The organism is Paraburkholderia sp. RL17-337-BIB-A, assembly GCF_046025895.1.
GTDB lineage: Bacteria > Pseudomonadota > Gammaproteobacteria > Burkholderiales > Burkholderiaceae > Paraburkholderia > Paraburkholderia fungorum_C.
Genome location: NZ_JARESY010000002.1, coordinates 1,847,930 through 1,874,916 on the forward strand (window position 1 = coordinate 1,847,930; position 26,987 = coordinate 1,874,916).

The window sequence follows — 26,987 nt, forward strand, 5'->3', positions numbered from 1 at the left end:
GTTCTGTCACTGCGGGGGCCCGGGGCGGGTGACTGCATTCCGTCACTGCCAGGGCCAAGGGCGGGTGGCCGCATTCCGTCACTGCCACGGCCAGGCGCGGGTGGCCGCGTTCCGTCACTGCCGGGGCAAGTGGCAAGTGGCCGCGCCCTCGCCATTGCCGGGATTCATACACCGCGAGCCGCCCGGCGTTTATCATAGTGCCCACAAACTAAAACCCGCCGCCCGGCTGTGCAACGCGGCTGTGCAACGCCGCGGTACAACGGTAAAGCACACCATTCACGAGACCTGGCGGCGCATGCCGCGACATTTTCCATGAACTCCACTGCCGACGCTGTTTCCCGCCCGTCCATCCGCGCTTTGACTTTGCTTGAGGGGCGCGTGCTCGGCGTGCTCGTCGAAAAACAGCACACCGTGCCCGACAGTTATCCACTTTCGCTGAACGCGCTGACCTTGGGCTGCAATCAGAAGACCGGCCGCGCACCCGTGATGAACGCGACCGAAGCCGAGGTGCTGACCGCCGTCGACGGATTGAAGCGCCTGAGCCTGGTGATGGAGGGCAGCAGCAGCCGCGTGCCGCGCTTCGAGCACAACATGAACCGGGTGTTGGGGTTGCCGAGTCAGTCGGCTGCGTTGCTGACTACTTTGCTTCTGCGCGGGCCGCAGACTGCGGCTGAATTGCGCTTGAACAGCGCGCGCTTGCATGGATTTGCCGATATTTCATCAGTCGAAGCGTTTCTCGACGAACTGGCTGTCAACGATCCGACGCGGGTGGCGAAGCTGGCCCGTACGCCGGGCGAGCGCGAAAACCGCTGGACGCATCTGCTCTGCGGCGAAGTCAGCGCAAGTGACCTTGCACAGCCGGGCGGTGAAGATGAGGTCGTGCCGCTGTCGGCGTTCGAGGCGGTGAAAGCCGAGCAGAAGCGGCTCGCCGATGAGGTAAGCCGGCTCCAGGCGGTAGTGCGGCGCATGGCCGCGGAGTTGGGGATTGAAGTGGGGGAGCTTTGAGCGAACACCCCACTCAACCGTAAGCTCATCCGCAGCCGAACGCTCAACTGGCAGGGCGCGCAATCGGTATATTGCCGATCCGTTCGACCTCGCCGAGACCATTGATCACGCACGCCTGACCGATCAGCCCTTCGCAGGTCAGGCCGGTATCCTTGAGCTGTTGGGCCGTCAGGCTGCCGCTCGCCACGCCGATATAGACCCAGTACTGCAGCGACCTGCTGTCGATACCCAGCTCGCCGGTATCGGCGATCACCCCGAAATGCTTCTGTGCCCGATAGTGATCCGGACGGAAATTCTTGTCGTCGTCGGATTTCCATTCCTCGATGAAGCTGTCGTACCGGTTCGCGCGGAGCGTAACGAAATCGTACATCCACGCGTCATTGAACACCGATTCGAGGAACGCCTGGCGGGCGCCGTCAGCGCCCCTCGCCTTGCACATCACACCGAGCAACCCGCTATTCAAGTTCGACGCTGCATCGTTGAAATGAGCCGGCAGTCCCACGACGCTCCAAGACCCACCACCTTCGCCTTCGTTCGTTGCAGGCTGTTCCTGTTCCATGTGGATACCGCGTGCATCCCAGTCCAGAAATGCCCGCATCAGAGATTCAATATCATCGGCAAAAAGCCATTCATCCAGCGCCGCCCGCGCTGCGCCCGGGTCATTGCCCCCACAGCTGACTGCGAACAGCGGGCGCCCTATAGCGTTCACGTATTCCTCAAATTGCGCGCCGTTTGTAATGGCTGATCTGAAGACCGTTGTGCCGGGCAAGGGAGTTTTCGTCATTTATAACCTCCATGCATTACGGGGTTTTTTATTGGGAAACGCGCGAACCGACACAATACTAAAGTTTTATCACGGCGAGAAGGGTGAGCTAAATTTGGGCAAATACTTAATTGGTCGAGACTCTTGCATAAATGCTTAAATTATGTTTACCGAAAAACGATAATCAACCGCAACAGGCAGAAATAAGCCATGCCGGATAGATATTTTTTCGATTTTATGAAAATTACTCGCAGCCTCATCCAATAATGAGCTAATATTTCCATGCAGTTCGATGGTTCCCTGAGTGTCACTACGGCTTCCCCGAGCCGTGAATGGTGATTACGCCCGCCAGTGGCGGGCTTTTTTTTGAAGCATATCAGGCGCTGCTTCCCGATCGCCGTGAGGGTGGCGAGGTCGTTGTCGTTATTGGTAACGGCGGTATTGCCGCACCAAACCCCGTATCCATAACCGCGAGGAGGTAAGGCGTCCACCCTGCTTAATAGGAACGCATGACGGGGAAATTATAGATTTCCCACTATTTTTGCATATCCCTGTTCGGCTGCCATGTCACGTTTCATCATTAAACTATCTCAGGCACAATGCACGCGTATTCCTGAGGCGCCGTGGGATCGAATATGGCCTGTGCTTTCATACAGTCTTCCGACCAGGAGGAACAGATCGTTTAAACGGTTGGCAGGTCATGCTTATTAAGCGATTTTTCACCTACTGGATGCCGGCGCCGTCGATTTCAGATCATGCTGTCTGGCTCAAGCCAGTGGAAATGCATTTTTCGTCCGTGAGTCAGGCTCAGGAAATCAGTTTCTTTTTAGCAAGCCGGACCTGTTTGGGCGATTGAACCGTTTACCCCGCGAGGTAAAAACGATGAAGACAATAAAAACCCGTCTTTATAGATGCGGCCACGTTGCTTCGAGTCACGGATAATGCTATTTACAGATGACCCAGAACATTTACGACAACCCCGTATTCTTCGACAACTACAGCTGGCAGAAGAACGCGAGCGGCCGATGATGTTGCCGGCATCCGCTATGCAGTAGTTTTTTCATGCAAACGGCGGCCGCTCAGGCATCGCGGCTGCGTCGCGGTTCGTCGGACAGGGTTCGCTGGGTGCGATAGAAGACGCGCGGCGGCACGTTCGGCGAATCCTCGGCGAGCCGGTCGAGTTCGTCGCGGATCGCGGTGAGATAGTGGCCGTCACGCGCATCGGCGTCGCCTGCGAAGATCGCCTCCAGCCTGCGCCGCACCGCGCCGTAGCGCGCGCCCGCCGCGCGATGCTTTTCGCCGCGCTCCGCGTATCTGAGGAAAGTTTGCAGCGCGGCTGAGACCGCCGCCGCAACGCTCACGAGGCCCACGAAAATCCTGAGCGCGGGCGAGACGGCTGTCGAATTCAATGACGCAAACACCGCCGTGCCCACAAACGCCGTCAAGGCGGTGACCAGCCAACCCACGCTGCGGTCTCGCGCCGATAGCAGGTCGGCCATGTCGTAATGGCTCATCTGGGATTCGCGCGCGCGCCGGATCCATTTCAGCAGAAGCTGGTCTTCGTCAACCGGAGGCTCGTACGCAGTCAGGTTCTTCATGTCGCTCGTCAGGGCTGTTCAGGGTCGCAAGCGCAGCGCATGCGCCTGACGATACTGTGCCACATGAGGGCGACGGGCTGAACGCTGCGTCGCGTGCCCGGATCAGTTGAGCAGCCGGCGCACCCGTGGAATCACTTCCTCGGCAAAAACGCGCATGTCGGTCTCGAACGGCTGAAATTGCAGCATGAACAACTCGATCCCGGCACGATGAAACTCCGCGATCCGCTGCGCGACGGTGTCATAGCTGCCGACGAGGCCAGCCGCCGTGCCGCCGTTCGAGCCCACCCGCGGCGTTTGCGCGAAGGTCTGGAACATCACTGCCTTCGGGTCGATGTTCGATTTCTGTTGCGCACGCAACGGCGCGTCTTTCGCGGCCAATGCGAACAGATGGTCGAGGTGCTGATTGGCGGCTTCATCGGTTTCGTGGGCAATCACGAACGCCGACAAACCAAAACCCAACGGCTCATGCGATGCAGCGCGCTTGCGGTCCGAGACATTCGCGATCAACGCTTTGACGTCGTTCAGTGGCTGGCCGTTGACGAACCAGACGTCGCCTTTGTCGGCAACCAGTTGCCGCGCCGGTTCCGATTCACCGCCGACGTAAATACGCGGACGGCTGCGAAACGGATCCGCGGGACGCAATAGATAGTCATCCACATTAAAGTGCTCGCCGTGAAAACGCGTGCGTTCACCCCGCAGCAAAGAGTCGACCACCGTGATCCACTCGCGCCCGTATGCGTAACGCGCGTCGTGCTCCGCGAAGCCGATGCCGGCGCGCTCCAGTTCCGGGCGATTCCATGCGTTGACAAGATTGAGGGCGAAACGCCCGCCGCTGATGTGTTCGATCTGCTGCGCCATCTTTGCCAACACCACCGGGTGATACAGATAGGGCTTGATCGCAGCGATGATTTCGATGCGCTCGGTCAGCGCCGCGAGCGCGGCCGATGCGCTCCACGCTTCGAGCTGATCGAAGTCGGGATTGTGCGGATTGATCGTGTGTTGCGCGACCAGCACGGAGTCGTACCCGAGCCGCTCGGCTTCGAGAACGAGGGCTTTATTTCGCGCCCACGAGGCGTCGTACGGTTCATCGGGGTCTTGCAGCGCGGCGCGGCTGCCGTGAACCAGCGCCCAGATGCCGAAGCGGGGAGGTAGTGCTGACATGATGCGGAAATCTCCACGGGAAAGGCGTGTCGTTCAACTTGCGTCCAACCTCGAATGATGAGCGATACAGCCGTCGCGCGTTCCAATTTCTGCCCATATCGATCGATGAAATCGGTCTTTGGCCGCGCGTCGTACTTTTTATATATTCGGCGATTCCGCATATCACCAATGGATCTCGTCGATGCCCCGCGTTTTTCCCGTTCTCGAAGCCTACGACGCCTCTGTGTGTGCCTGACGTTGATCGGCGGCGTGCTGTCCGCCGACATGGCATGCGCCAACGAAACGGTGTCGATCAGCTACCAGAGGTCATCGACCCTGTTCATTCTGTTGAAACGAACCGGCGATCTGGAGAAGAAACTCAAACCGCTCGGCTACGACGTGAGCTGGCATGAGTTTTCGACGGGGCTACTGCAGTCGCTGAACGCCGGCAGCATCGATTTGCATTCGGATGTAGCGGATGCATTTGCGCTCTTCACGCAGGCCGCCAACGCGCCGTCGACGTACTACGCTGAAGAAACCTCGGCGCCCTCCGCTCAGGCGATCATCGTGCCGCCGGATTCGCCGATTCATTCGGTGGCTGACCTGAAGGGCAAACGCGTGGCCGTTTCCAAAGGCTCGGGCTGCAACTTCCTGTTGCCGAGCGCCCTGGCTAAAGCGCATTGACGCGTGGGCCATCTGGGACCCGACGGACATTCGTATCTGGACGCCGCCGGCGAAGTGATTCGGGGAAGCTGTTGTTTTCGTTGTCGAACCGATTATTCCCGCCGGACGACAAGGTTTGAGGCCGCGTAAGCGGCCTTCAGACGGCTGACCGACCCCACGTTTTTCGGAGCGTGGGGTTTTGTTTTTCAGGCGTGGCCAAGCGCGGCGACTTCCGGATTGCGCGCCACACCGAACCGTTCGTTATGCGCGTTGCCGTTCAGATAGAAGTCACCGATAGCGGCTTCGCGGATGATCGCCGGATTGTGCGACGCCAGCACCCGCGCATTGCGCCAATAGCGGTCGAAGCGGCGCGTTTCGCTGGTTGCCGAAGCGCCGCCCACTTCGAACAACAAGGTCGCTGCTTGCAGGGTTTGTTCGATGACGATTTGCTGCGCCTGGAAGGTCTGGATATCCAGATGGATGTAGGTCTGTTCGTCGGTACGGCCTTCCTGCCGCGCCACCGACACTTCATCGATTGCGCTGGCTAGCGAAGCGCTGATGCTCTGCGTCGAGTAAGCAAGGCTCGCGAGCCGGCCGACTACACGATGCACCAGCGGATTGTCGCGCGGGCTCGATTCACCCGGGATACCGAAGGTTCGAGTTTTGGCTTGCGTGAACGCCACTGCATCGCGCAGCGCCGCGCGGCTGATACCGGCCAGGTTGGCGATATGCAGCGCCTGGTAGTACGCGGTAAGCAGCGTGTTGCGGCGAGGTTTGGAGGCGCTATAGCGGCGGTACAGATTGTCGAGCGAGACCGGCACATGCTCGAAACGCGCCGTGCCGCTGCCGGTGAGACGCTGCCCGAAGCCATCCCAATCGTCGATGCGCTCGAGGCCTGGCGTGTCGCTCTTGACGAGCACGCGCACGTCGCTTTGTCCGTCGTGTGCGGTGACGTCGACCCAGTCGGCGTAGAGCGTGCCGGTGGTGTAGTACTTCTCGCCATCGAGATGCCACGCGCCGTTGGTTTGTGTGAGACGCACGCTGTTATTGGTGACGCCGGTGCGTTCGGATATGGCGCCGCCGATGATCTGGCCTTGAGCGATACGCGTGAGCCAACGGTCACGCAATGGCTCATCGCCATTTTCCAGCAGCGATTCGATAAAGCCGCCGTGCACGCGCAAGATTTGCGGAAGGTTCGAGTCTGCCTCGCCGAGACGCGTGACTAACGCCAGGAAGGCTTTCAGCGTGACGCCTTCGCCGCCGTAGCGCTTCGGCACACGCAGTTTGGTGTAGCCGGCTTCACGCAACCATTCCACGGGAGCGTAGGCCAGTTCCCGATTCTGTTCGCGTTCCACGGCGCCTTCGGCGATGCGGGCGAATAGGGGGGCGAAGCGGCGGGTTAGTTCGTCTTCACCGAACGGTTCTGCTGCGTCTGCGGTTGTCCGATTCAGGGTTGGGTGCGATTCAGATGCTGGCATGAGTTCTCCAAAGCGGGGCGCGCGCCGGGCGCAATCAGAGAACGGTACGGGACGGGCAGGGTGCTACCAACCAAGTATTTGGCTGATTCTTAGAACGCGTAGCGAAATGGCTATTTTGCCCGCCGACGCCTCAACCCCCGCACCGCGAGCAAACACAAAACCATCACAGCAAGCGACAAAACCGTCGTCATCGTCCCAAGCGCATAAATCACAGGCGTCGTCACCGACGTGGTAAGCCCCTGCAACTCGAGCGGCAAAGTATTCTGATCTCCAATCGCCTGCGAGGTGCGAGCAATCTCATCCCATGAAAGCGTGAACCCGAACATCGCGACGCCCACAACCGAAGGTCCGATGATAGGCAAAACAACGTGCCGGAAGCTCTGCCACGGCGTGGCGCCCAGATCCCGCGAAGCCTCTTCATAAGCAGGATTGAAGCGGTTGAACACAGCAAACATCACCAGCAGACCAAACGGCAGCGTCCATGTCAAATGCGCGCCCAGCGCCGACGTGAACAGGCCCATCGAGGTCGTATAGCTGTCGGCGAAGGACTGATATCCCCACGCGGAAGCGAGATACTTCACGCCGTTATCGAGCAACCGGAACGTCAACCCGATCCCAAGCGAGACGATAATGGACGGCATGATCAGACTGGCAACCGACACGTAGAAGACCGCCGTATCTCCACGAAAGCGCCGGCGAAAAGCCAATCCGGCCGCCACGGAGAACAGCACCGTCAATACTGTCACAGCCAGCGCAAGCCGCACCGACCGCCCGAATGCCGCCCAGATATCGACATCGCCGACGCCGTCACGCAGCACGGCAAACCAATGCAACGACACGCCACGCATCGGAAACGTCAGCCCACCCTCGGGTCCCTGAAACGAAAGAATGAAAATCGTAATGACCGGTCCATACAGGAACAGCACGAACAGGCCGAACAGCAGCGCGAGCCAGTAAAAGCTGGCCGGTCGATGCTCCCGATGTTTGAGGCGAATGGCTTGCATGCTCACAGCTCCTTGCGGATATCGACCACCCGCGTCAAACCCCACACGATCATCAACACGACAGCCAGCAGAATGATCGCGTTAGCTGCCGCCGCGGGAAATTGCAGGTAGCCGGTCTGTACCTGAATGATTTTGCCGACCGATGCAATCTGCTGGCCGCCCATCACGCCGACGGTCAGGAAATCGCCCATCACGATCGTGATCACGAAGATCGAGCCGATCACAATGCCGGTTTTCGACAGCGGCAACACCACGTCGCGAATCACTTGCCAGCCGCTCGCGCCGGCATCGCGTGCCGCTTCGAGCAACGAGCGGTCGATGCGCATCATCGCGTTGAAAATCGGCACGATCATGAAGAACGTGTAGAGGTGCACGAACGCGAGCACGACCGAGAAGTTCGAATACAGCAACCACTCGAGCGGTTGATCGATCAGATGCGCGCCCAGCAGCGCCTGATTGACGAGCCCGTTACGGCCGAGCAATGGCATCCACGAGATCATGCGGATCACATTCGACGTCCAGAACGGAATCGTGCAGATGAGGAACAGGATTGTCTGCATGCTCGTCGTGCGCACGTGGAACGCGAGGAAGTAAGCGATCGAAAAACCCAGCAGCAAGGTCACGGCCCATACGATCGCGCAGAACCTGAGCGTCGACCAGTATGTCTTCAAGGTGACGCAGACGTCCGTCATCGACGAACAGCCGTTGAAAATCGCCGCGTAGTTTTTCAGCGTGAAAGCCGGGATGATCTGGTATTCGTTGAAGTCCCAGAAACTGACGATTAACGTGATAACCAACGGCACGATGAAAAACAGCAGGAACGTCAGCGAAAGCGGCGTTGCCTGCAACCATGCCGGCGCACGCCGGTGTTTGACGGGCGCATCCTGCGCGTGAGAGGGAAGGTCGATCGTTGCCATGGGCGGATATCTAGGGAAGCACTGCGGAAGCATTGCGCTGCGGAATGACCACGTCAGCGAAAAACTGCCGGCATGTCATGCACCGGCAGTCCGGCATGCGGCTCGGTCGCTGAAGCCACGCTGAGGCCAGGTTCAAGCCGCGATGAACTCGTTCCACTTCTGAACCATGTAGATGTTCTCGTCCATCACCGCATTCCAGCAGGCAATCGCGCCCATGCGCTGGTTGTATGAGCCGCCGTCGCGCACGGTGCCCGCTTTTTCGAGCAACTGGCCATCGGGCGCCTTGATGTCCTGCGCGGCAGCTTTGCCTTCGATCCAGTAGTCCCATTCGTAAGGCTGCATGTGGGTCTTCGCTGTCTCGAGGACCCCCGAGTAATAGCCCTGGCGCATCAGGTAGGCGCCGGCCCAGCCGTCCTGGAACCAGTTCACGAACTCGTACGCAGCGTCCAGCTTCTTGCCTTGCAGCGAGCGCGGAAAGCCGAAACCTGACGCCCACGAGCGATAGCCTTCCTTGAGCGGCTGGAACTTACAGGCGACACCCATGGTGCGCACTTTGGTCACGGCCGGCGACCACATCGACTGGATCACTACCTCGCCCGAAGCCATCAGGTTCACGCTTTCGTTGAAGTCCTTCCAGAACGCGCGGAACTGGCCGGCGCGCTTGACTTCGATCAGGATCTTGATGGTCTGGTCGATTTCGGCCTTGGTCATGTTGCCTTTGTCGCCGTATTTCATGTGGCCCATCGCCTCGATCGCCATCGCCGAGTCCATGATGCCGATCGCCGGAATGTTCAACAGTGCCGCCTTGCCCTTGAATTGCGGATTGAGCAGTTCGGCCCAGCTGTCGATCGGGCGCTTGATGAGGTCGGGACGGATGCCGAGCGTGTCCGCGTTGTACGTGGTCGGAATCAGCGTCATCCATTCAGTCGGTGTCGCGGAGAATTCGGTGGAGCGCGGGCCGGTCAGAAACATCACCTTCTTCGGCGCGGTGCCCTGATCGCCGATCTTCTTGCCGTTCACTTCACCGCGTGTCAGCACCGGCGTGATCTTGTCGGCGAGCTTGATGCGTTTCGCGTCCATGCCCGCGAGCGTGCCGGCCGGAATCAGTTTCTTGAGCGCGAAATATTCGGTGTCGACAATGTCGAACGAGTTGGGCTGCGTGATGATGCGCTTGGCCACATCGTCAGTGGTCACCGGCACGTATTGAATGTCGATGCCCGTGTCTTCCTTGAATTTCTTCGCGATGTCGGCGCTCTGGTTCACCGCCGTGCCGAGGTAGCGCAAGGTGATCTTCTCCTGCGCATGCACGTACGGAAACCCGGCAATGCCGGCCGCCGCCACGGCGCCCTTGATGAACGTGCGGCGCGACAGGCCTTTTTCCTTCAGATCGGATGCGGCCGCTGCCGGGCTCTCGTTCGCTTCACTCATTGCTTTCTCCTCAGTTGACGGTCGTTTGGTGTTCGCTTGATCTTTGATCAACGCCTGTTTGTCGTTCCGTTGAAGCTCGGTTCACGCTTGCGGTTCAGACGTTCTTTTCGCTGCCATGTCACGCAATGCCGTACACAACGGCGCGCCCGTTCAGGCCGCCAACGGATGCGCGTCCTGCTCGTTCCACCAGACCACGACGCGCGCGTCGGGACCGAGCCGCGCCGGGTCGTAGTCACCGTCGCTCACCAGTGAAATCAGTTCAGGCGAGCCGTCGAGCGGATCGAGCGTCATGCGTAAATGGGTACCCTGGTACTCCGCTTCGCGTACCGTGCAGGGCACGCCACCGATCCGGGTCAGGCCGTTCTCGCCGGTTGCCGTCTGGACGGGCGTGACGCCGTGCGGCACCACGCGCAGATGATCGGCGCGCACGGTAAACGAACGGCCATTCGTGTTGAAGACGTTGTGACCGCCAAGAAAACGCGCGACGAATTCAGTACGCGGACGGTTGAAGACTTCGTGCGGTGTGCCGCTTTGCTCGATCCGCCCGTGGCTCATCACGACCACCAGATCGGCAAGCGCCATCGCTTCTTCCTGCGAATGTGTGACATGCACGAACGTGATGCCGAGTTCTTTCTGCCAGCGCTTGAGTTCAGCACGCATCTGCACACGCAGGAAGGGGTCGAGCGCGGACAGCGGTTCGTCGAGCAATAGACAGCCAGGCTGATTCAGCAACGCGCGCGCGAGCGCCACACGCTGCTGTTGACCGCCGGACAGTTGCGCCGGTTTGCGTTCGGCATACGCGGACATCGCCACCAGTTCCAGCAGCTCGCCGGCTCGCTTGCGGCGCACATCTTTCGCTATGCCGCGCATCTTCAGGCTGAACGCGACGTTATCGAGCGCGCTCAGATGCGGGAACAGCGCGTAGTTCTGAAACACCATCGCCGTGCCGCGGGCAGCGGGTTCCTCGCGCGTGACGTTGCGCCCGGCGATCAGAATGTCACCCTCGGTGACCGATTCATGCCCGGCGATCATGCGCAAGGTCGAGGTCTTGCCGCATCCCGACGGCCCGAGCAGGCAGCAGTACTGACCGCCGGCAATGCGCAGATCGATCGCGTCGACGGCAAGCGAGTCGCCGTATTGCTTCGACACCTGCACCAGTTCGATATCGGCGGCTGTGGTTGCGAGCAGCGTTGAAGCAGGCTGAATCATGAAGTGGATGTCCTCGTGAACGGCGAAGAGCGGGCGCACGCAAAACCACCCACGGCGCCTAAGCGAACCCATCCAAACGCAAGACATGTGCCATCCATCGCATCGCTACGCTTGCCGATTGCAAACGCGCCGGTGTGCTTAACGTCGACGAGTTGGCTCACATATTGCAAACGATCCGCAATGTCGATCGTCAGCGATCAAAGAGAATCTTTTGCGCAATCGCGGTGCGTCTTCGGTCCGTCCCGGGGCATGATCCGGCCAACTCGGATCATTCGGGGTGCCACGCGTCGCTTTTCGTCACTCACTGCTTCTTTACATGAACGACACACGGAACATGCCCGCAGCAGAGAATCGCGCCCGTCAACCAATCGCGACCCATGGCCGCTTTGCGTATCGCCCGATCACGGACAGCGACGCGTTCCGCTGGCCCGGCGATAGCGGGCTCGCGGTCTATCTCGGCTTCAACATCGAACACTTTGCGTTCGGCGAGGGACTCGGCGCCGCGCTCGGCCCGGTCTCGCCGCAACCGGATGTGCTGAACCATAGCTGGCGCGAGTACGGCAACCGCGTGGGTGCGTGGCGCTGCATCGAACTGTTCGACCAGCTGGATATGCCGGCGGGCACGCTGATCAATACGGCGCTCTACGACCATTGCCCGGCGCTGATCGCGGCCTGCGTGGCGCGTGGCGACGAACTGATCGGCCACGGGCACACCAATGCGCATCGGCAAAGCGACCTCGACGAAAACGGCGAACGTGAGCTGCTTCTGCATTGCCGCGAACGTATCGCCGAAGCCTCCGGCACGCCGCCGCAGGGCTGGCTCTCGCCATGGATATCCGAGTCGCACCTGACGCCCGATCTGCTGGCTGAGACCGGTTATCGCTACACGCTGAACTGGTGTCACGACGATCGTCCGGTACGCATGGCCACACGTGGCGGGCCGCTGTGGTCGATTCCGTACCCGCAGGAACTCAACGATCTGCCGATGATGGTGGGTCGCCACATGGACGGCCGCGCGTTTGCCGACATGATCGTCGATCAGTTCGACGAGATGCTCGAACAGGCCAATCGCGGCCCGCAGCCGCAGGCCCTCGTAATGGGTATCGCGCTGCATCCTTATCTGGTGGGCCAACCATACCGGCTGCGGCATCTGCGCCGCGCGCTCGAGCATATCGCCGCGGCGCGGGCGAAAGGCGATGTATGGGTGACGACGCCAGGCGCAATCGCGCGTCACATGGACGAACTGGAGCGTGACGGCGTGCTGCGCCCGGAGCTCGCATGAGCATGAATCCGAAAGCCGGCGCCGCCACTGCCAGAAAAACGCCGCAGGAAGAGGCGGACGTCGACGCGCGCATCTATCAGTCGATCTTCGACGGCGTGCTGAACCATCGTTTGACGCCCGGCACGAAGTTGCCGGAGCCCGAGTTGTGCCAGCTGTTCGGCGTGGGTCGAGCGGTCGCGCGGCGGGTGCTGGAAAAGCTCGCCTACGACGGCATCGTCGTGCTGCGGCCGAACAAAGGCGCGGTGATTGCCGAACCGACGCTGGAGGAAACGCGCGAGATCTTCGAAGCCCGGCGCTCCGTCGAACGCGTGCTGGTCGAGTTGGCCGTGCAGCGTGCCAGTGCGAAGGACATCGAGGCCTTGCGCCAGCAGTTGGCGAGCGAGCACGAGGCGATGCATCGCTTCGACCAGCCTTCGTGGGTCACGCTCGCCAGTGGTTTTCATATGCGCATCGCCGCGCTCGCGGGCAACTCCATTCTGCAAAACTATCTGAAGGAGCTGGTTTCGCGCTGCTCGCTCATTGTCGGGGTGTATGAACCGCCGGGGCATGCGCCGTGCGAGCACGCGGAGCATGCGGCGATTGTCGATTGCATCGAGGCACGCGATGCCGCGGGCGCAATAGCCCATATGGAAGCGCATCTTCGCGATCTCGAGGAGCGGATCGAAACGTCGCGCAAGCGCGGCGAGAAAAGCCTCGGCCAGTTGCTCGGCATCACCGGCTACGCCACTCAGACCTAGGCCTTCACCCATGGAAATCGACTTCGACGCAATCACCGAATACCAGCGCTACAAGCTGATGGCGAGCCTGATCGTGCCGCGCCCGATCGCGCTCGTCACCACGCTCGGTGCGGACGGCACGATCAATGCCGCGCCGTTTTCGATGTTCAACATGCTCGGAGAAGAACCGCCGATCGTCATGATCAGTATCAATCGCGTCGGCGATGGCACGCTCAAGGACACGGCGGTGAACATCGCGCGAACCGGTGAATTTGTCGTGCATCTCGCCGACGAGGCGATCGCGGAGAAAATGCATCGTTGCGGTGAGCGGCTTGCGCCGAATGTGAGCGAACTCGCCAAGGTCGGCTTGACGCCGGTGGCGAGTACGCATGTTGCGCCACCGCGTATCGCCGAAGCGCCGGTGGCGTTCGAGTGCACGCTATGGGAGACGCTGGAGACAACCAGCCGGCAGATTTTCATCGGCCGCGTGCATCGCCTGCATGCTCGCGATGAGTTGATCGACACCGAGACCTGGCGCGTACGGCTGCAGCATTACTTTCCGGTGGGACGCTTCGGCGCGAGCGACTATGTCACGACACGCGACCGGTTTACGCTCGGTTGACTCAAACCCCGAGCGCCCGGCCGTCGCTGCGCGGATCGTGAGCGCCTGAAGCCGCGCCGTTCCGCTCGAGGCGGATCACGCCCGGATGGCCCGCCAATGGACTCCGCGCCGGAATAACGCTCACCTCATGCCCGCGTGCAGCGAGTTCGGCGAACACCTCGGCGCCGGCGTCTTCTTCGAGCTTCAACGCATCACGCGTATCGGAGAAGGTCTTGCCAAGCAGAAAGCGCGGACGGGCGAGGGCGGTGAGCGGGTCCATCCCGTAGTCGATCAGGCGCGTGAGAATGGCGGCCAGCGTTTGCGGCTGACCGTCGGCGCCTTGCGTGCCGAACAGCAGGTGTGGCCGGCCGTCCTTCAGATACATGCCGGGGTTGAGCGTATGAAAAGGCCGCTTGCCCGGTTGCACGACGTTGTGATGCATGGCGTTCGTGCTGAACGACGCGCCGCGGTTGTGCCAGAGAATCCCCGTATCGCCCGCCACCACGCCGCTCCCCCAGTCGAAGTAAAGCGTTTGCAGCACGCTGACGCTGCGGCCTTCGCTATCCGTCGCGCCGATAAACACCGTGTCGCCCGGGCGAAACATGTGGGGCCATGCGCGCGCCGCACGCGGATTGATCGAGCGTGCGTGCGCATCGAGCGTGGCGGGCGACAGCATGTGGTCGACCGGCACGGCGTTGAACTCAGGATCGGACACGAAGCGGTCGCGGTCCACGAACGCGCATTTCACTGCTTCCACCAGCAGGTGGTAGTAATCGGCGCTGCCCTCGGCAATCTGCGCGACATCGAAACGATCGAGGATGCCCATGATCTGCAATGTCGTCACACCTTGAGTGGGCGGCCGCATGCTGACCAGTTCGCCGCCACGATAAGCGACACGTAGCGGCGCTTCATCGCGCGCCTGCGTTCGCGCCAGATCGCTCGACGTCAGCGGTGAGCCGGCCTCGCGCAAACCGCGTGCGATCCGCTCGGCTAACTCGCCCTCATGGAATTCGCGCGCGCCGAAGCGTGCAATCCGCTCGATGCTCTTCGCCAGCGCGGGCTGCACGAAACGTTCGGCGATGGCGGGAATGCGGCCCTGCGGTGCGAAAGTCGCCGCAAAACCGGGCAGAGCATGCAATTCGTCGGCCCGCATGCTTTGCCAGAAATGCTGCGAGGGCGTGATGGGAAACCCATCGGATGCATATTCGAGCGCACGGTCGAACAACGACGACCACGATTGCGCGCCGCCCCATGCGTCCTTGCTGATCTCATAGGCCTGATGCCATGTATCGACGGTCGCGGCCGTGGTGAGTGCCGAGGCAGCACCGCGCAACGGAATCGCATCGCTGAACGCGGGCAGCTGCTGCGCGGCCTGGCCGATGCCCGACACCGTGCGCAACATTCCTTGCCGGTCGCCGATCACCCAGAACGCGTCACCGCCCAGTCCGGTGAAATGCGGATACGTCACGCAGAGCGCCGCGCCGGTCGCGATCGCGGCTTCGATCGCATTGCCGCCGCCACGCAATACGTCGCGGCCCGCCTCGCTCGCCAACGCATGAGGGCTGGTGACCATGCCGGCGTTCGAACGGGCGAGTGGGGTGTCGTGCATCGATACTCCGCAATGAGGAATGAGCTGTGATTGAGAGGCGCGCGGGAACGCCCGAAGAAATAGCAGACGCCATCGTGTTCGTCGCATCTGACAAGGCGAGCTTTATCACGGGCGAAATCATCAGGATCAACGGCGGAAAAACGGCCTCGTAAGCCATCGTTCGCGAGCTGAGCTTACTCGTACGAAAACGACCCGCCGAACTTGTCCATCCGCTCCAGCGCCATTCCCGACCCGCGCACCACACAGGTCAGCGGCGCTTCGGCGACGAACACCGGCAGGCCGGTTTCTTCCGCCAGCAGACGGTCGAGATCGCGCAGCAAGGCGCCGCCACCCGCGAGCATGATGCCGCGCTCGGCGATGTCGGCGCCCAATTCCGGCGGCGTCTGTTCAAGCGCGATCTTCACCGCCGAGACGATCTGATTCAGCGGATCCGTGAGCGCTTCGAGAATCTCGTTGCTGGACACCGTGAAGCTGCGCGGAATGCCTTCGGACATATTGCGGCCCTTGACTTCCATCTCCTTGACCTCGGAGCCCGGAAACGCCGAACCGATTTCCTTCTTGATCGCCTCGGCGGTCTGCTCGCCGATCAGCATCCCGTAATTGCGGCGAATGTAGTTGACGATCGCATCGTCGAACTTGTCGCCACCCACGCGCACCGAGCCCTTATAGACGATGCCGCCGAGCGAGATTACCCCTACCTCGGTCGTGCCGCCGCCGATATCGACCACCATCGAGCCGGTCGCTTCCGACACCGGCAAGCCCGCACCGGTGGCCGCGGCCATCGGCTCTTCGATCAGGTAGACCTGCGAGGCGCCCGCGCTATGCGCGGCTTCCTTGATCGCGCGGCGCTCGACCTGAGTCGAGCCGCACGGCACGCAAATGATGATGCGCGGCGACGGCGCGAACATCCGCGACTCATGCGCCATCTGGATGAAACGCTTGATCATCTGCTGGGTGATGTTGAAGTCGGCGATCACGCCGTCTTTCATTGGGCGGATCGCCTCGATATTGCCCGGCACCTTGCCGAGCATCTGTTTCGCTTCCTTGCCGACGGCCAGAATGATCTTCTTGCCATTCGGGCCGCCTTCCTGACGAATCGAGACCACCGAGGGTTCGTCCAGCACAATGCCCTTGCCACGCATGTAGATGAGGGTGTTCGACGTGCCGAGGTCGATTGCCAGGTCGTTGGAAAAATAGCCGCGCAGAAAACCGAACATGCAAATTCCTGTCTCGCTGATGCCGGGCGCGTGAGCGCGCCGCTTGGGGATGCCGCTCAAAGGCGGCAGGCGACCAGGTGGCGGTCGGGAGAGAGGGAAGAATAACAGCTTCGGACGGACAGCTACCTGGGCGGGCGTACCCGCAGGGCGTTGGCGCCGTGCCGCACCGCAGCGTGCGCCGTCGCACACACTGTCAAAGCGCGTCGGTGCATGCTCCTGTCATCCGCAGCAGGCCGCGCCGGCGGACTCCCATGGTCGGCGTTTTCAGCGTCGACTGGAGCCAGGGCAAAGAAAGCGGCAGAGCTTAACGTGAGGCAACATGGACGAGACAACACAGACGACGCGACGCTACGACATCATCAGCGACGAAGCCGAATTTCGTGCTTTGCAGCCTGAATGGGACACGTTGTGGTCGAAGGCGAACGGCTACTACTATCAGTCGTTCAGCTTTTGCTGGCTCGCCTGGAAACACGTAGCGAAGCCGCAGGGGCGCAAGCTCAAATGCATCGTGTGCCGTGAAGACGGGCAACTGGTCATGATCTGGCCGCTCGAAACCAGCAGGCGCGCGCTCTGGACGTATCTCGTGCCGCTCGGGCCTCAAGGCGGCGACTACACGAGCGTGCTGGTGGAGAACGGCGCATCGGCTCCGGCCTTGATCGCGGGCGCGTGGGAGACCGCGCGCCGGCGCTGCGGCGCCGATTTCATTCATCTGCCGTATGTGCGGGATACGTTGCATCTGCACACGCTGGTGATGCAGGAACGCAGGGTGTTGTTTACCGAGGCCCACAACGCGTCTGCCGCGACGTTGCGCGGCCAGGGCAGCTGGGAGGAATATGGCCGCACGCTAGGCACGCTGTTCGGCAAACGGCCCGGTTCTTTCGTGAACCGCCTCGCCAAGGAGGGCAAGGTTGCCGTGCGCGTCGTCGATCCTTCCGAGGAAGCCGAGACCGCGTCCATCATCGCGTGGATGTTCAATTGCAAACGCCAGTGGAGTGATCGGGTCGGCAAACACAGCGTGTGGATCGATTTACCGGAGTTCGAGTGCTTTCTCGGCAAGCTGATCTATTCCCCCGATGTGCCCTCGATGGCGCGTCTCATCGTGGTCACCCTGGACGACGCGCCGGTTGCCGGGATCATCGTCAGTTTCGGCAACCCCTGGGCGAGCGCGATCTTCGCCGGTTACGACCCGCAATACGGCAGATGCTGTCCCGGTCTGATCGCGGTGGAGCATTGCGTCAAATGGGCCTTCGACAACGGCTTCGACCTTGACTTCGGAGTGGGAACCGAGCGCTTCAAGTCGTACTGGGCGCGGGGTGAAGCGTCCACCGCGTGGACCGTGCAGATCATCAATTCGGTGTGGGGCCTGGCGGCGATTCGCGCGCGGCGCCTTTCCCGCGAGCTTGTCTCCCGCGTGAAGCGGCTCGGCGAGGCAGGTGCCGCAGCGCCGGAGGCGGGCAACGAGAACTTGCCGCTGACGCCGGCGATGACCCTTCACAACCCGGAAGCGTTCGGCCAGCGTGCGGAGCACAACTGACCGCAATTGAACTGCAACTGAATCGCGGCTTAGCTGCAATGAGCCGCGACCGAACTGCAATTGTGCCGCGACTGACGCACAACTGAGTCGCATCCGAACCGGCAGCGGCCATTCCCCGTTGCCCGGCCTGACCACCTAGCCAACGAACGGCGCGCCCATCGGTCGGGTACGGATGCCGGGCGTGAGCCGTGTCCACGGCAAGTCGGCCGGATCGGCGGTCATCGGACCGGGCGCCTTGGCGACCAGCACGGCGTGCGCAATCGGTTCGAAGTCGGCGCGAAAATGCACTGAACTCTTGTTCACGAGTATTTTCATCTGCTCCGGCACGATGCCCGCGACGCGATACAGATTGCGGTCGAGCATCTGCGCCTTGGTCGAACTCACGGCAATCCGCACGCCGCCGATCTTCAGGCAGGCGACGGGGCCAAGGTCCACCTGCATGCCGTGCATCATCGGCCCGTCGTAGCGGCATTGGCCATCGGACAGCGCCACGACTTCGAAGCGACCCGCGAACGGCGTGTCGCCCGGCGCGCCGGAGCGGCCGCCAAGCGCCAACTCGAGCGTGGCGCCCACGCCCGCCGCGTGTGCCTGTGCGGCCGCCTCCGGATCCCAGAGCAGACCGAGCGCGGCGTCTTGTGCGTCTTCGGCCAGCAACGCGCGCAGCATGCCGGTGGTGTTCGAATCGGCGCCCGCGCCCGGATTGTCCTGCGTGTCCGCGATCACCACCGGTTTGTCCGCCGCGGCGCTCAGACGCAGTGCTTGCGCGACGGCGTCGGCGGGGGACAGAAACGGCACCGCCCATGATGACTCGTCGTGCAACATGATGTCGTAGAGCGCTTCGACGGCCGCGTGCACTGCCGCCGCGTCGTCGCCATAGCCCCAGATAACCGGGCCGCATTCGGGAAAGTCGGCAGCCGGAAAGCCCGGCGCGAACGACAGCGAGACGACCTGGTCTTTTTCCAGCGCGCCGAGTGCCGCATACATCGAGCGAGCCGGCTCGAGCAGGGTGCACATGCCGTTGATCGGAATCAGAAACGGCAAGCGGCGCGCCGCACGCACGAGTGGTTTGCGTTCGTCCAGCAGACGCGCGAGCAGGCGCTCCGCGCGCGCCCCCGCAGCGGCCATGTCGACGTGCGGATAAGTGCGGTAGGCGACCAGCGCATCCGCGCTCGCGAGCATGCGCTCGGTCACGTTCGCATGAAGGTCGAGCGAGGCGACGATCGGCACGGATGCACCGACCTTCGCCCGCAAGCGCGCCAGCAATTCACCTTCGCCGTCGTCCACATGCTGCGCGACCATCGCGCCGTGCAAGTCGAGATAGATGGCGTCGAAACCGCCTGCGCCGGCGGCCGCGACGATCTCGCCGGCAATCCGCTCGTAGGCGTCTTCCGTTACTTGCGCGGAGGGACTTGCAGCGGTCCAGATCACCGGCATCAGCGTATGTCCGTGCTGTTCGCTCGCAAGGATGAACCCGCCGATCGGCAGATTGACATCGCGCAACGCAAGCACGGCGTCGCCGCGCGTCATGGCCGGATGACCCTCACCGCGCACGAAGCTTTCGTAAGTCGCGGGCGACGGTGCAAAGGTATTGGTCTCGTGCTGGAAACCAGCAATCAGGATCTTGAATGTCAAGTTGATGCTCTCGGTTGAAGAAGCCGGCGCGAAACTCGCGCCGGCGTGTCCATTGATGACTGGGGTTGCGATCGGTTTGCCAATACGAGCCGATAGTCGGAAGCCAATAATTAGCCAGCAAGAGCAACTAAAGTGAAGTAATGTTGCTCATTGGGCAACGCTCAGCCACTCACCGAAACGCGCGGCGCCAAAAACCAGGGAATCAGACGATGCGGGAAATCAACCAGCGCCGCTTGCGCTATTTCCACGAAGTGCTCGCCCACGGCTCGATCCGCGGGGCGGCGGACCGGCTGAACACGGCTGCGTCGGTGATCACGCGGCAGATCAGGCTGCTGGAAGAGGAGATCGGCGCGCCGCTGTTCGAGCGCCGTGCGCGCGGGGTCGCGCCCACCGAGGCAGCGCTGCATCTGATCGAGTTCTGGCGCGGCTGCCAGGCGCAGCAGGAGCAGTTCGAACAACGCCTGCAAGCGCTCCATGGCCTGCAGCAAGGGCAAATCAGGCTGGCGATCAGCGAAGGCTATATCGACGGCTTGATGGACGAGGTGCTGACCGACTTCTGCGCCCGCTACCCGAAGCTCGACATCACGGTGGAGACGCTGCCGGTCAACGAGGTGGTGAGCGAAGTCGTGGAAAACCGCGCCCATATCGGGCTCGCGTACAACCCGCCGAGCGACCCGCATATCGAATACCGGGCAACCTCGCCGCAACCCGTGGTGCTGCTGGTGCACGCCGGCCATCCGCTGGCCGTGCGCGGCGGCCCGGTCAGCGTCGAGGAGATGCTCCAGTATCCGCTCGCGCTGATGCCGCCGGCGTTTGGACTCGGGCAGATCGCGCAGATGCTCGCCTTCACCGATAACCTGCAGATTCGCCCGACGCTCACCACCAACTCGCTGACGGTGCTGAAACGCTTCGTGAAAAAAGGCGCGGGCGTCACGTTGATGGGCAGCTTCGGCGCGATGCACGAAATCGCGGCGGGTGAACTGGTTGCGTTGCCAATCGAGCATCCGTTGTTCGTCTCGGCGAAGACTCGCCTGCTGGTGCGGGCCGGCCGCCCGTTAGGCAGCGCCGCGGCTGAATTGCTTCGCTGGATGCTGGAAAGAATGTCGATGTTCAACGGCGCGGCGGCCGCTTAAGCCGGACCTTCCGAAATGACAGACGCGAGATCCGGTTTTGAAAAGTCGCAGAGCCGCCTCGATAGATCGGCCACCATCGAGTAGAGCGGGGTAGGACGATCGTTACCCGGCCTTATGACCGGTCGCGGTTACGTGCCCGGGTGGCGCCTGTGATCACGGCGAGGCCGAGCATGATGACCGCCACGATCGCGATCGTATGTTGTGCGACATGCAGCGCCATCAAGCCCCATGCCACGCCGCCTATCAGAATGATCCAGCCTGCGAGATAAATGAGCAGAGTCATCGTTTTTCTCCTTTTCGATTCGACGGATGGGACCGGATTGCCTGTCATGAAAGGCGTTACCGGTCGCCCCGATTGAGCCGTTGAACCCGCCTGGCCGGCGTGCCGTTGTAGAACGGCGGCGCCGGCACACGCGATCAGTGGGTCTATCGAGCAGCAGTTTCCGCGCCCGGGCCGCTGCATCCTCCGTGCGCGGGCGCCGGGAGTCGAATGGACTGGAGCGATACGCACTCCGCGTTAGATCACCTTGATCACGACATCGATATTGCCGCGTGTAGCCTTGGAGTACGGGCAGGTTTGGTGCGCGGCATTCGCGAGCGCTTCGGCGACTTCACGGTCCAGACCCGGCAGGCTGACGTTCAGACGGGCTTGCAGGAAGTAGGCACCATCGGTCGTGCCCAGATCGACCTCGGCATCAACCGCGGTGTCAGCGGGCAGGGCAATCTTCAGCTTGGCGGCCGCCAGTCCCATTGCGCCAATGAAACAGGCGGACCAGCCCGCCGCGAGCATTTGTTCCGGGTTGGTGCCCGATCCCGGCGTGCCCGGGGTCGAGAGCTTGACGTCAAGGCGGCCGTCGGAACTGCGAGATGCGCCTTCCCGACCACCCGTCGTGTGAGTTTTGCCGGTGTACAGCACTTTTTCGAGCTGCGTCATGATTGACTCCTTCTTTGGTTGAGTTTTAGTGATGCACGTAGAAAGATCGAGCGGAAACCGCCGTGACAGGGCCACCCGATTGGGAGACCGTCTCCCGAACGCCGCCAAACGACTGCATTGCGGCGTTCGCGTTTGCATTGGCGTCCGCGTATTCCGCGCGGACCGTCAGGGCGCTTTGACCGCGTTGCGAAGCAGGTGCGCCGGCGATCGGGTTGTAGTGGGGTGCGGGACCATATCCACTGCTGGCAAAGACCGGCGCGGCGATGGCTGTGCCGACTGCGAAGATTGCTGCAACGATCAGATGCTTTTTCATGGTGAAACCTCGAATGAGTTTTGTTGCATCAGGCCACTCGTCTCTGCGAGTGAACCTGATATCAATAGGATGGCTTATTACGCTCGAAGGAAAATCACTCCTTCGGACAAGGGATGCCTAGCTACCCCGATACAGATTGCTGTTGAGATAGGCGAGCTGTCCGTCATGTTCGGCCCGCTCCAGTTCGTGTCGGACGTCTGCCCGGGTTTTCAACGCGGCGCCCTTGCCGTTGCCGGCAGCGCTCCATTGCTGCGATTGGACGACGCCAGGATCTGCTGCATTTGCGGCCGCCGTTTCAGAGGCGTGAGCGAGACCGGTGGTGACGCACGCGGCGAGTGCCAAAGCGAGGATGGAAGTTTTCATGTCATTCTCCGTAATCTAAAGATGGGAAAGGCGCATGGACCTCAGGGAGCTAGCATGGCCGCCTGATCTGCATCCGCGGTATCGGATGCCTGTCGTCTTGCGTTGGATGCATTAGAACGTTCCGACGTATCTGGCTTGTGTCGAAAAGGCGGGGGAAATGCAATGTTGTGTATCGCTGAGACGCTCAGATACATTGCGACACAAAGCGGCCGTTCGAAGAACCGGAGAAAGAGTGTGACCCCGATGGAACGCGCAAAAGTGAATGAGGGAGTGGAATCTGCCCATGCCGGAGGACGGCCGGCTCCAGCTACGCAAGCCGCCGTACAGCGAATTGACGGTGCGCAAACTGTGCGACCTGCGGCGTGGGCTTTATGCGTCGCCTGACTATCTCGAACGCAAGGGCGGGGTCAAGACGCTCGTCGAGCTCACCCACCATGACGCCATTGTGTTTCGTGAACCGAGCGGGCGTCTGCGACGCCTGGAGCGTGCGCGATGGTGCTTCGGTGCGCGAGGTGTCGCTCCCGCCGGTGCTGGTGCCGGCCGATGGTCAAGCCCTGGTGGACGCGGCGCTTGCCGGCTTCGGTATCACGCAGATACACGACGGGGTCGCGCTGCCGCATGCGCGCTCAGCAGGCTGGTCCATCTGCTGCCGCAAGCGGATGTGAACGGACCGCCGGTCCATGCCATCATTTCCCTGGGTCAGAAAATGGCGGCGAAGAGGCGCGCGGTGGTCAATCACCTCGCCGAAACGTTCCGGCAGACCGGGCAGTAACTGGACATCATCCGCGCAATCGAAACGTCAAGGCCTCGCCGTGCGAATGAATCAGGCATAGTCCGCGGGCACCGACTTCAGTGCCGAGGCGAGAATCATGGCGCCGCTGTTCAACGGTTCGATGCGCCCCCGGGTGCGCGGCTTGTAGACCGTGTCGCCTCTGCTGATGCGCGAGCCTGACAGCGCGCATTGCCCGGAGTGCCGGGCGAGCGCCGGCGACCACATCTGCTCTTCGTAATTGCACATGGTCGGGTCGTGCCAGGAGACCACGACAAGCCGGTTGGGTAAGTACTCGAGCACGCTCACGGTAAACGTGGGCGCTTTCTGGCGGGCAGGGGCTGGCCGCGAATGCAGTCTCGAGTACATGAGCTCATCAGGGAACTCGCGAGGCGCAGCATTGAACTGCTGGAGCGCGGCGAGTGTGCGACTCCAGGGGTCCGGGTCGACCGGCATCGCCTCATGGTGTGCCGACCTGCGCCGGCCGACTCTGCCCATCCCCGCGGAGACGGGGAGCGGGCGCGTGGACCCCATGGTCGCCGCGTTCTGGCGCGCAGGGGAGGAATACGAAATATCTGTCTCGGATGAAAGTTCGATGGGTGCATGGCGGGGCTTATCGTTCAACATCATCTTCCTCTTGTTAGTAAGAGTCGAAGCAGTGATTGAGCAACCGTGGGGCAATAGCACACGGGCCTACTGGATGCAAACCGCGGCGTAGTCGACCGTGCGCCGGTAGACGCTCCGGTTAAGCCACGAGACAAACGTGAATTCCACGTAGGCGTTGACACCGATGAAGAGCCAGGTCTGAAGAGCGTGCGACACGGTCAATTCCTTTGGAGCGATGCGGCAGTTAAAGGAAACACGGTCAGGCCGACGGATTGCGGGCGTAGAAAGGCCGGCTGCCGGGTCGCGGTCCGCACAGGGGATGAGGACTGGGTTATCGGGAGAGGCTTCCCGCAGTCATCGGAGATGCGCCGATCGCGATGACTCAAGCGTACGCAGCGCAGGAGAGGGAATCTATTCTACGGTGGGGTATGGGAGTGCCGCGATAGCGTAATCCGGCTATACGGCCGTATAACGCAAGGAGGCCGACATGAGAAGGTTGTCGCCTCCACGAGCGCCCCGTTATACATTCGTATCATCGCGGTCGTCGGTTTTGTAAGCTAGGCTTGGTTTGCAGGATAAACGCGCGGAATGCCACGCCGTTATTCAGGGAGCGAGTCGAGGACCACCATTTTGCCAAAGACGCCCGTTGTATCAATTGTCGACGATGACCAGTCGGTTCGTCGTGCGCTGGGCAGCCTCGTGCGATCGATGGGCTGGGAAGCGCGCATGTTCGAGTCCGCGGAAGCGTTTCTCGCATCGGGGGACGTGTCGGACACCGCGTGTCTCGTGTCGGACATCCGCATGTCGGGGATGTCGGGCGTAGAGATGCATGCGCGTCTCGTGGCGCAAGAGCAAGCGCCGGCGACTATCTTTATCAGTGCCTACCCTACGCCATCGTTACAGGCGAAGGTGACGGGCAACGGCGCCCTTGTGCTGCTGCAAAAACCCTATCAGGCGTCCGTCATGACGCATTGGCTCTCGGTGGCGCTCGGCGCCCCGTAGCCGTGCTTAAGGGACGTCTGTTCTCCAGCACCTTATTCCGTTGGTGCGATACCTCGAGCAGCAAACAAAAAAAGCCCCGCGTAGCGGGGCGAAAATGCGCACAGGGGTATGCGCAGAGGAGTTCAGAAGGACGATGACTCAGTATGCATGCAGTCAGAAAAACACGTCCGCGCCGTGTACAGCTCACCTGCCCACGCTCACCGCCGGTGACTTTTCCTCACACTACCCCAGCCTTAATATCCATTGAGTCGCGCACATCCGACTCAGATAATTTGTCCACCAGATTTGCCAACCGCGATCGACCCGCATTGCCGCGCGCTCAGACGTGCCGGCGCCATCCGGGGGGCCGATCGCCACATATAAAGGAGACGGGGTGGAACAACAGAGCGAAAGCGGGCGGGGCAGGGTTGCGGTCGTGACCGGGGGTGTGGGCAATCCCGAATCCATCGCCGAAGGCCTTGCCGCCATCGCGCGCGACGCCGGCCGTTGCGACGTGCTGGTCAATTGCGCGGGCATCGCAACGATGCTTCCTTTCATCGATTACAGGGTTCGGGAGATGGCACGCGCTCGCGCCGTAGCACTTGGCCCGGCCGTGCTCCGCTGGGCCCGCCGTCACGCCACACAACGACGCCGTTGACAAGCACCATATGAATGCCTTTGGCCGGCGCAATCGGTTTGGCAAATGACGCTGCATCGGCAACCGTTTCAGGATTAAAAATAGTCAGGTCAGCGAAGGCGCCCTCCTGCACCACACCACGGCCTGCGAGCCCAAAATTCCTGGCCGTCAGTCCGGTCATTTTATGGATGGCGGTCTCAAGGGAAAACAGGCCCAATGACCGTCCGTAGTGTCCGAGAACACGCGGAAAACTCCCCCAAAGACGCGGGTGCGGAGCCTCGTCGTGCGGCAAACCATCCGAGCCGATCATGGTCTGGTCGAACGCCAAAATGCGCTGCACATCCTGCTCGTCCATTATGTGGTAAATCGCGCCGGCTGGCAGCAGACGGTCGATCACTTCCTCCTGCGTACCACCGAGTTCCGCAACGATGTCCGTCAGATCCATGCCGGCGTATTGGGGTAGACCTTTTGACCATGTGACGGTCACTCGGGTTGCGTTGCGTGCGCGCTGTACAGACAAAATGGTCGAAGACGCCGGATAAGGATAGCAATCCAGACAAATTTCCTGCTTTTCCATGTTCTCGGCGATTAGCTTCAGTGTTTCGGCGGAGCGGCCATAATTTTTGACACCGACCACCTTATGATGCGAGATAACGACTGGTATCCCAACTTCGCGGCCGACGCGGAAACTTTCAAGCAGTGACTCAATGACCTGATCCCCCTCGTTGCGCATGTGCGTGCAATACACCCCGCCGTACTCGCGCAGCGGCTGGCATATTTCAATCACCTCTTCCGTGGGTGACGCTATCGAAGGCTCGTAGAACAATCCTGTTGACACGCCAATCGCGCCGGCGCGCATGGCTTCATCGACCAGCGCGCGCATGGAAGCAATTTCATCTGGATTTGCCGGTACGGTGAGATCATCCATGGTAGCGACACGCAAGGTCGAATGACCGACCAGCATGGCGCAATTCGTCGCAGCGGGCTGAGCACGCAACGCATCCAGATATTCAGCAAAGCTGGCGAACCGAAACCACGATCCGCTTTCATCAAGCAGGTTAAGCGGCGGCGTGACCGGATCGGGAATCGGCCGCGGCATCGGTGCCAGCGAAACGCCGCAATTGCCGCCCACCACGGTAGTGATGCCCTGGCTGACTTTCGGCGCCATGTCGCCCCCGGATAGCATCAGGCGGTCATCGTGCGTATGCGCATCGATAAAGCCGGGTGCAACCGCAAGGCCCGACGCGTCGATCTCTGTTGTTGCGCTGGTCCCTTGCAAATTGCCGATGCACACAATACGATCGCCTTTGATACCCACATCACCGTCATAGCGGGCGGCACCCGCTCCGTCGACAATGATTCCATTGCGGATCACTACATCGAAACAATCACTCATCGGGATTCCTTTGTATTGAATTTATCAGTCGGTCTATACAGCGGGGCGTGCTGCGATGC

27 protein-coding genes and 2 pseudogenes are annotated in these 26,987 nt (G+C 61.5%); 11 read left to right on the top strand and 18 right to left on the bottom strand.

Annotation, left to right across the window (positions count from 1 at the left end; all coding sequences use genetic code 11):
- The first annotated feature begins 312 nt into the window (after positions 1–312).
- Entirely contained in the window at positions 313–1,005 is a 693-nt protein-coding gene (locus P0D84_RS29145; protein ID WP_408342351.1) for a YceH family protein, read from the top strand.
- Positions 1,006–1,048: 43 nt separating this feature from the next.
- On the opposite strand, the gene P0D84_RS29150 is transcribed toward P0D84_RS29145, so the two are convergent.
- The 3 genes from P0D84_RS29150 to P0D84_RS29160 all read right to left on the bottom strand — a co-directional run bounded on the left by P0D84_RS29150 (position 1,049) and on the right by P0D84_RS29160 (position 4,527).
- Entirely contained in the window at positions 1,049–1,789 is a 741-nt protein-coding gene (locus tag P0D84_RS29150) for a hypothetical protein (RefSeq protein ID WP_408342353.1), read from the bottom strand.
- A gap of 1,058 nt (positions 1,790–2,847) precedes the next feature.
- Positions 2,848–3,366 carry an SLATT domain-containing protein gene (locus P0D84_RS29155; protein WP_408342355.1) on the bottom strand — a complete coding sequence of 173 codons (519 nt, stop codon included), beginning with the start codon at positions 3,364–3,366 and terminating at the stop codon, positions 2,848–2,850.
- 102 nt (positions 3,367–3,468) lie between these two features.
- Positions 3,469–4,527: an LLM class flavin-dependent oxidoreductase gene (locus tag P0D84_RS29160; protein WP_408342357.1), complete on the bottom strand. Its 1,059-nt coding sequence runs from the start codon at positions 4,525–4,527 to the stop codon at positions 3,469–3,471.
- A gap of 225 nt (positions 4,528–4,752) precedes the next feature.
- On the opposite strand from P0D84_RS29160, the gene P0D84_RS29165 reads away from it, so the two are divergent.
- Positions 4,753–5,190 carry a PhnD/SsuA/transferrin family substrate-binding protein gene (locus P0D84_RS29165; RefSeq protein WP_408342359.1) on the top strand — a complete coding sequence of 146 codons (438 nt, stop codon included), beginning with the start codon at positions 4,753–4,755 and terminating at the stop codon, positions 5,188–5,190.
- A gap of 185 nt (positions 5,191–5,375) precedes the next feature.
- Here P0D84_RS29165 and P0D84_RS29170 read toward each other — a convergent pair whose 3' ends face one another.
- From P0D84_RS29170 to P0D84_RS29190, 5 genes are all read right to left on the bottom strand, one after another.
- Positions 5,376–6,647 (bottom strand): acyl-CoA dehydrogenase family protein, encoded by a 1,272-nt coding sequence (locus tag P0D84_RS29170; protein ID WP_408342361.1) that lies wholly within the window; start codon positions 6,645–6,647, stop codon positions 5,376–5,378.
- Positions 6,648–6,757: 110 nt separating this feature from the next.
- Positions 6,758–7,651: an ABC transporter permease gene (locus P0D84_RS29175; RefSeq protein ID WP_408342363.1), complete on the bottom strand. Its 894-nt coding sequence runs from the start codon at positions 7,649–7,651 to the stop codon at positions 6,758–6,760.
- A gap of 2 nt (positions 7,652–7,653) precedes the next feature.
- A complete protein-coding gene (locus P0D84_RS29180; RefSeq protein WP_408342365.1) occupies positions 7,654–8,568 on the bottom strand; it encodes an ABC transporter permease in 915 nt (304 codons plus the stop codon).
- A gap of 132 nt (positions 8,569–8,700) precedes the next feature.
- Entirely contained in the window at positions 8,701–9,996 is a 1,296-nt protein-coding gene (locus P0D84_RS29185) for an ABC transporter substrate-binding protein (RefSeq protein ID WP_408342367.1), read from the bottom strand.
- A 150-nt stretch (positions 9,997–10,146) separates the two neighbouring features.
- Positions 10,147–11,205, bottom strand: a complete 1,059-nt coding sequence (locus P0D84_RS29190) for an ABC transporter ATP-binding protein (RefSeq protein ID WP_408342369.1) — start codon at positions 11,203–11,205, stop codon at positions 10,147–10,149.
- 316 nt (positions 11,206–11,521) lie between these two features.
- On the opposite strand from P0D84_RS29190, the gene P0D84_RS29195 reads away from it, so the two are divergent.
- Genes P0D84_RS29195 through P0D84_RS29205 form a run of 3 tightly spaced genes read left to right on the top strand, consistent with a single transcriptional unit; the run spans position 11,522 to position 13,825 of the window.
- Positions 11,522–12,487 (top strand): polysaccharide deacetylase family protein, encoded by a 966-nt coding sequence (locus P0D84_RS29195; RefSeq protein WP_408342371.1) that lies wholly within the window; start codon positions 11,522–11,524, stop codon positions 12,485–12,487.
- 2 nt (positions 12,488–12,489) lie between these two features.
- The gene (locus P0D84_RS29200) at positions 12,490–13,224 is read left to right on the top strand and encodes a GntR family transcriptional regulator (protein ID WP_408346098.1); all 735 of its coding nucleotides are present in this window, start codon (positions 12,490–12,492) and stop codon (positions 13,222–13,224) included.
- A 10-nt stretch (positions 13,225–13,234) separates the two neighbouring features.
- On the top strand, positions 13,235–13,825 hold the full coding sequence (locus P0D84_RS29205; protein WP_408342373.1) for a flavin reductase family protein: 591 nt from the start codon (positions 13,235–13,237) through the stop codon (positions 13,823–13,825).
- A 1-nt stretch (position 13,826) separates the two neighbouring features.
- Here P0D84_RS29205 and P0D84_RS29210 read toward each other — a convergent pair whose 3' ends face one another.
- Complete coding sequence (locus P0D84_RS29210) at positions 13,827–15,413, bottom strand: gamma-glutamyltransferase family protein (protein ID WP_408342375.1); 1,587 nt, start codon at positions 15,411–15,413, stop codon at positions 13,827–13,829.
- A 35-nt stretch (positions 15,414–15,448) separates the two neighbouring features.
- Between P0D84_RS29210 and P0D84_RS29215 the strand changes: the two are divergent.
- Positions 15,449–15,565, top strand: a pseudogene (locus P0D84_RS29215) (SDR family oxidoreductase); the annotation flags it as partial.
- A 21-nt stretch (positions 15,566–15,586) separates the two neighbouring features.
- Here P0D84_RS29215 and P0D84_RS29220 read toward each other — a convergent pair.
- The gene (locus P0D84_RS29220) at positions 15,587–16,630 is read right to left on the bottom strand and encodes a rod shape-determining protein (protein WP_408342377.1); all 1,044 of its coding nucleotides are present in this window, start codon (positions 16,628–16,630) and stop codon (positions 15,587–15,589) included.
- A gap of 319 nt (positions 16,631–16,949) precedes the next feature.
- Between P0D84_RS29220 and P0D84_RS29225 the strand changes: the two genes are divergently transcribed.
- Positions 16,950–18,164, top strand: a complete 1,215-nt coding sequence (locus tag P0D84_RS29225) for a GNAT family N-acetyltransferase (RefSeq protein WP_408342379.1) — start codon at positions 16,950–16,952, stop codon at positions 18,162–18,164.
- A gap of 135 nt (positions 18,165–18,299) precedes the next feature.
- Here P0D84_RS29225 and P0D84_RS29230 read toward each other — a convergent pair whose 3' ends face one another.
- The gene (locus P0D84_RS29230; protein WP_408342381.1) at positions 18,300–19,796 is read right to left on the bottom strand and encodes a M81 family metallopeptidase; all 1,497 of its coding nucleotides are present in this window, start codon (positions 19,794–19,796) and stop codon (positions 18,300–18,302) included.
- 209 nt (positions 19,797–20,005) lie between these two features.
- On the opposite strand from P0D84_RS29230, the gene P0D84_RS29235 reads away from it, so the two are divergent.
- Positions 20,006–20,929: a LysR family transcriptional regulator gene (locus P0D84_RS29235; protein ID WP_408342383.1), complete on the top strand. Its 924-nt coding sequence runs from the start codon at positions 20,006–20,008 to the stop codon at positions 20,927–20,929.
- A gap of 112 nt (positions 20,930–21,041) precedes the next feature.
- Here P0D84_RS29235 and P0D84_RS29240 read toward each other — a convergent pair whose 3' ends face one another.
- The 4 genes from P0D84_RS29240 to P0D84_RS29255 form a co-directional block, all read right to left on the bottom strand.
- The gene (locus tag P0D84_RS29240) at positions 21,042–21,212 is read right to left on the bottom strand and encodes a hypothetical protein (protein WP_166618380.1); all 171 of its coding nucleotides are present in this window, start codon (positions 21,210–21,212) and stop codon (positions 21,042–21,044) included.
- Positions 21,213–21,446: 234 nt separating this feature from the next.
- Positions 21,447–21,863, bottom strand: a complete 417-nt coding sequence (locus P0D84_RS29245) for an organic hydroperoxide resistance protein (protein ID WP_408342385.1) — start codon at positions 21,861–21,863, stop codon at positions 21,447–21,449.
- A gap of 25 nt (positions 21,864–21,888) precedes the next feature.
- Positions 21,889–22,176, bottom strand: a complete 288-nt coding sequence (locus tag P0D84_RS29250; protein ID WP_408342387.1) for a hypothetical protein — start codon at positions 22,174–22,176, stop codon at positions 21,889–21,891.
- Between the two features lie 117 nt (positions 22,177–22,293).
- Entirely contained in the window at positions 22,294–22,539 is a 246-nt protein-coding gene (locus tag P0D84_RS29255; protein ID WP_408342389.1) for a DUF4148 domain-containing protein, read from the bottom strand.
- 283 nt (positions 22,540–22,822) lie between these two features.
- Here P0D84_RS29255 and P0D84_RS29260 point away from each other — a divergent pair.
- Together P0D84_RS29260 and P0D84_RS29265 are read left to right on the top strand one after the other, a co-directional pair.
- Positions 22,823–22,978 (top strand): annotated as a pseudogene (locus P0D84_RS29260) (LysR family transcriptional regulator); the annotation flags it as partial.
- A complete protein-coding gene (locus tag P0D84_RS29265) occupies positions 22,974–23,204 on the top strand; it encodes a type 2 periplasmic-binding domain-containing protein (RefSeq protein WP_408346368.1) in 231 nt (76 codons plus the stop codon). The pseudogene P0D84_RS29260 and the gene P0D84_RS29265, both read left to right, overlap by 5 nt.
- A gap of 158 nt (positions 23,205–23,362) precedes the next feature.
- On the opposite strand, the gene P0D84_RS29270 is transcribed toward P0D84_RS29265, so the two are convergent.
- Both P0D84_RS29270 and P0D84_RS29275 read right to left on the bottom strand, forming a co-directional pair.
- Positions 23,363–23,677 carry a DUF3331 domain-containing protein gene (locus P0D84_RS29270; protein ID WP_408342391.1) on the bottom strand — a complete coding sequence of 105 codons (315 nt, stop codon included), beginning with the start codon at positions 23,675–23,677 and terminating at the stop codon, positions 23,363–23,365.
- 324 nt (positions 23,678–24,001) lie between these two features.
- Positions 24,002–24,130, bottom strand: a complete 129-nt coding sequence (locus tag P0D84_RS29275; protein WP_408342393.1) for a hypothetical protein — start codon at positions 24,128–24,130, stop codon at positions 24,002–24,004.
- Positions 24,131–24,502: 372 nt separating this feature from the next.
- On the opposite strand from P0D84_RS29275, the gene P0D84_RS29280 reads away from it, so the two are divergent.
- Positions 24,503–24,916: a response regulator gene (locus P0D84_RS29280; RefSeq protein ID WP_408342395.1), complete on the top strand. Its 414-nt coding sequence runs from the start codon at positions 24,503–24,505 to the stop codon at positions 24,914–24,916.
- A gap of 533 nt (positions 24,917–25,449) precedes the next feature.
- On the opposite strand, the gene P0D84_RS29285 is transcribed toward P0D84_RS29280, so the two are convergent.
- The gene (locus P0D84_RS29285) at positions 25,450–26,928 is read right to left on the bottom strand and encodes an N-acyl-D-amino-acid deacylase family protein (protein WP_408342397.1); all 1,479 of its coding nucleotides are present in this window, start codon (positions 26,926–26,928) and stop codon (positions 25,450–25,452) included.
- Positions 26,929–26,987 lie beyond the last annotated feature (59 nt).

Bases quoted from the DNA above. Each gene is read 5' to 3' on its own strand.
- P0D84_RS29245 (WP_408342385.1), bottom strand. From the start codon at position 21,863: ATGACGCAGCTCGAAAAAGTGCTGTACACCGGCAAAACTCACACGACG.
- P0D84_RS29145 (WP_408342351.1), top strand. From the start codon at position 313: ATGAACTCCACTGCCGACGCTGTTTCCCGCCCGTCCATCCGCGCTTTG.
- P0D84_RS29190 (WP_408342369.1), bottom strand. From the start codon at position 11,205: ATGATTCAGCCTGCTTCAACGCTGCTCGCAACCACAGCCGCCGATATC.
- P0D84_RS29195 (WP_408342371.1), top strand. From the start codon at position 11,522: ATGAACGACACACGGAACATGCCCGCAGCAGAGAATCGCGCCCGTCAA.
- P0D84_RS29155 (WP_408342355.1), bottom strand. From the start codon at position 3,366: ATGAAGAACCTGACTGCGTACGAGCCTCCGGTTGACGAAGACCAGCTT.
- P0D84_RS29240 (WP_166618380.1), bottom strand. From the start codon at position 21,212: ATGACTCTGCTCATTTATCTCGCAGGCTGGATCATTCTGATAGGCGGC.
- P0D84_RS29235 (WP_408342383.1), top strand. From the start codon at position 20,006: ATGCGGGAAATCAACCAGCGCCGCTTGCGCTATTTCCACGAAGTGCTC.
- P0D84_RS29250 (WP_408342387.1), bottom strand. From the start codon at position 22,176: ATGAAAAAGCATCTGATCGTTGCAGCAATCTTCGCAGTCGGCACAGCC.
- P0D84_RS29285 (WP_408342397.1), bottom strand. From the start codon at position 26,928: ATGAGTGATTGTTTCGATGTAGTGATCCGCAATGGAATCATTGTCGAC.
- P0D84_RS29210 (WP_408342375.1), bottom strand. From the start codon at position 15,413: ATGCACGACACCCCACTCGCCCGTTCGAACGCCGGCATGGTCACCAGC.
- P0D84_RS29205 (WP_408342373.1), top strand. From the start codon at position 13,235: ATGGAAATCGACTTCGACGCAATCACCGAATACCAGCGCTACAAGCTG.
- P0D84_RS29160 (WP_408342357.1), bottom strand. From the start codon at position 4,527: ATGTCAGCACTACCTCCCCGCTTCGGCATCTGGGCGCTGGTTCACGGC.
- P0D84_RS29265 (WP_408346368.1), top strand. From the start codon at position 22,974: ATGACGCCATTGTGTTTCGTGAACCGAGCGGGCGTCTGCGACGCCTGG.
- P0D84_RS29225 (WP_408342379.1), top strand. From the start codon at position 16,950: ATGGACGAGACAACACAGACGACGCGACGCTACGACATCATCAGCGAC.
- P0D84_RS29220 (WP_408342377.1), bottom strand. From the start codon at position 16,630: ATGTTCGGTTTTCTGCGCGGCTATTTTTCCAACGACCTGGCAATCGAC.
- P0D84_RS29200 (WP_408346098.1), top strand. From the start codon at position 12,490: ATGAATCCGAAAGCCGGCGCCGCCACTGCCAGAAAAACGCCGCAGGAA.
- P0D84_RS29150 (WP_408342353.1), bottom strand. From the start codon at position 1,789: ATGACGAAAACTCCCTTGCCCGGCACAACGGTCTTCAGATCAGCCATT.
- P0D84_RS29175 (WP_408342363.1), bottom strand. From the start codon at position 7,651: ATGCAAGCCATTCGCCTCAAACATCGGGAGCATCGACCGGCCAGCTTT.
- P0D84_RS29280 (WP_408342395.1), top strand. From the start codon at position 24,503: ATGCCACGCCGTTATTCAGGGAGCGAGTCGAGGACCACCATTTTGCCA.
- P0D84_RS29180 (WP_408342365.1), bottom strand. From the start codon at position 8,568: ATGGCAACGATCGACCTTCCCTCTCACGCGCAGGATGCGCCCGTCAAA.
- P0D84_RS29270 (WP_408342391.1), bottom strand. From the start codon at position 23,677: ATGTACTCGAGACTGCATTCGCGGCCAGCCCCTGCCCGCCAGAAAGCG.
- P0D84_RS29170 (WP_408342361.1), bottom strand. From the start codon at position 6,647: ATGCCAGCATCTGAATCGCACCCAACCCTGAATCGGACAACCGCAGAC.
- P0D84_RS29185 (WP_408342367.1), bottom strand. From the start codon at position 9,996: ATGAGTGAAGCGAACGAGAGCCCGGCAGCGGCCGCATCCGATCTGAAG.
- P0D84_RS29255 (WP_408342389.1), bottom strand. From the start codon at position 22,539: ATGAAAACTTCCATCCTCGCTTTGGCACTCGCCGCGTGCGTCACCACC.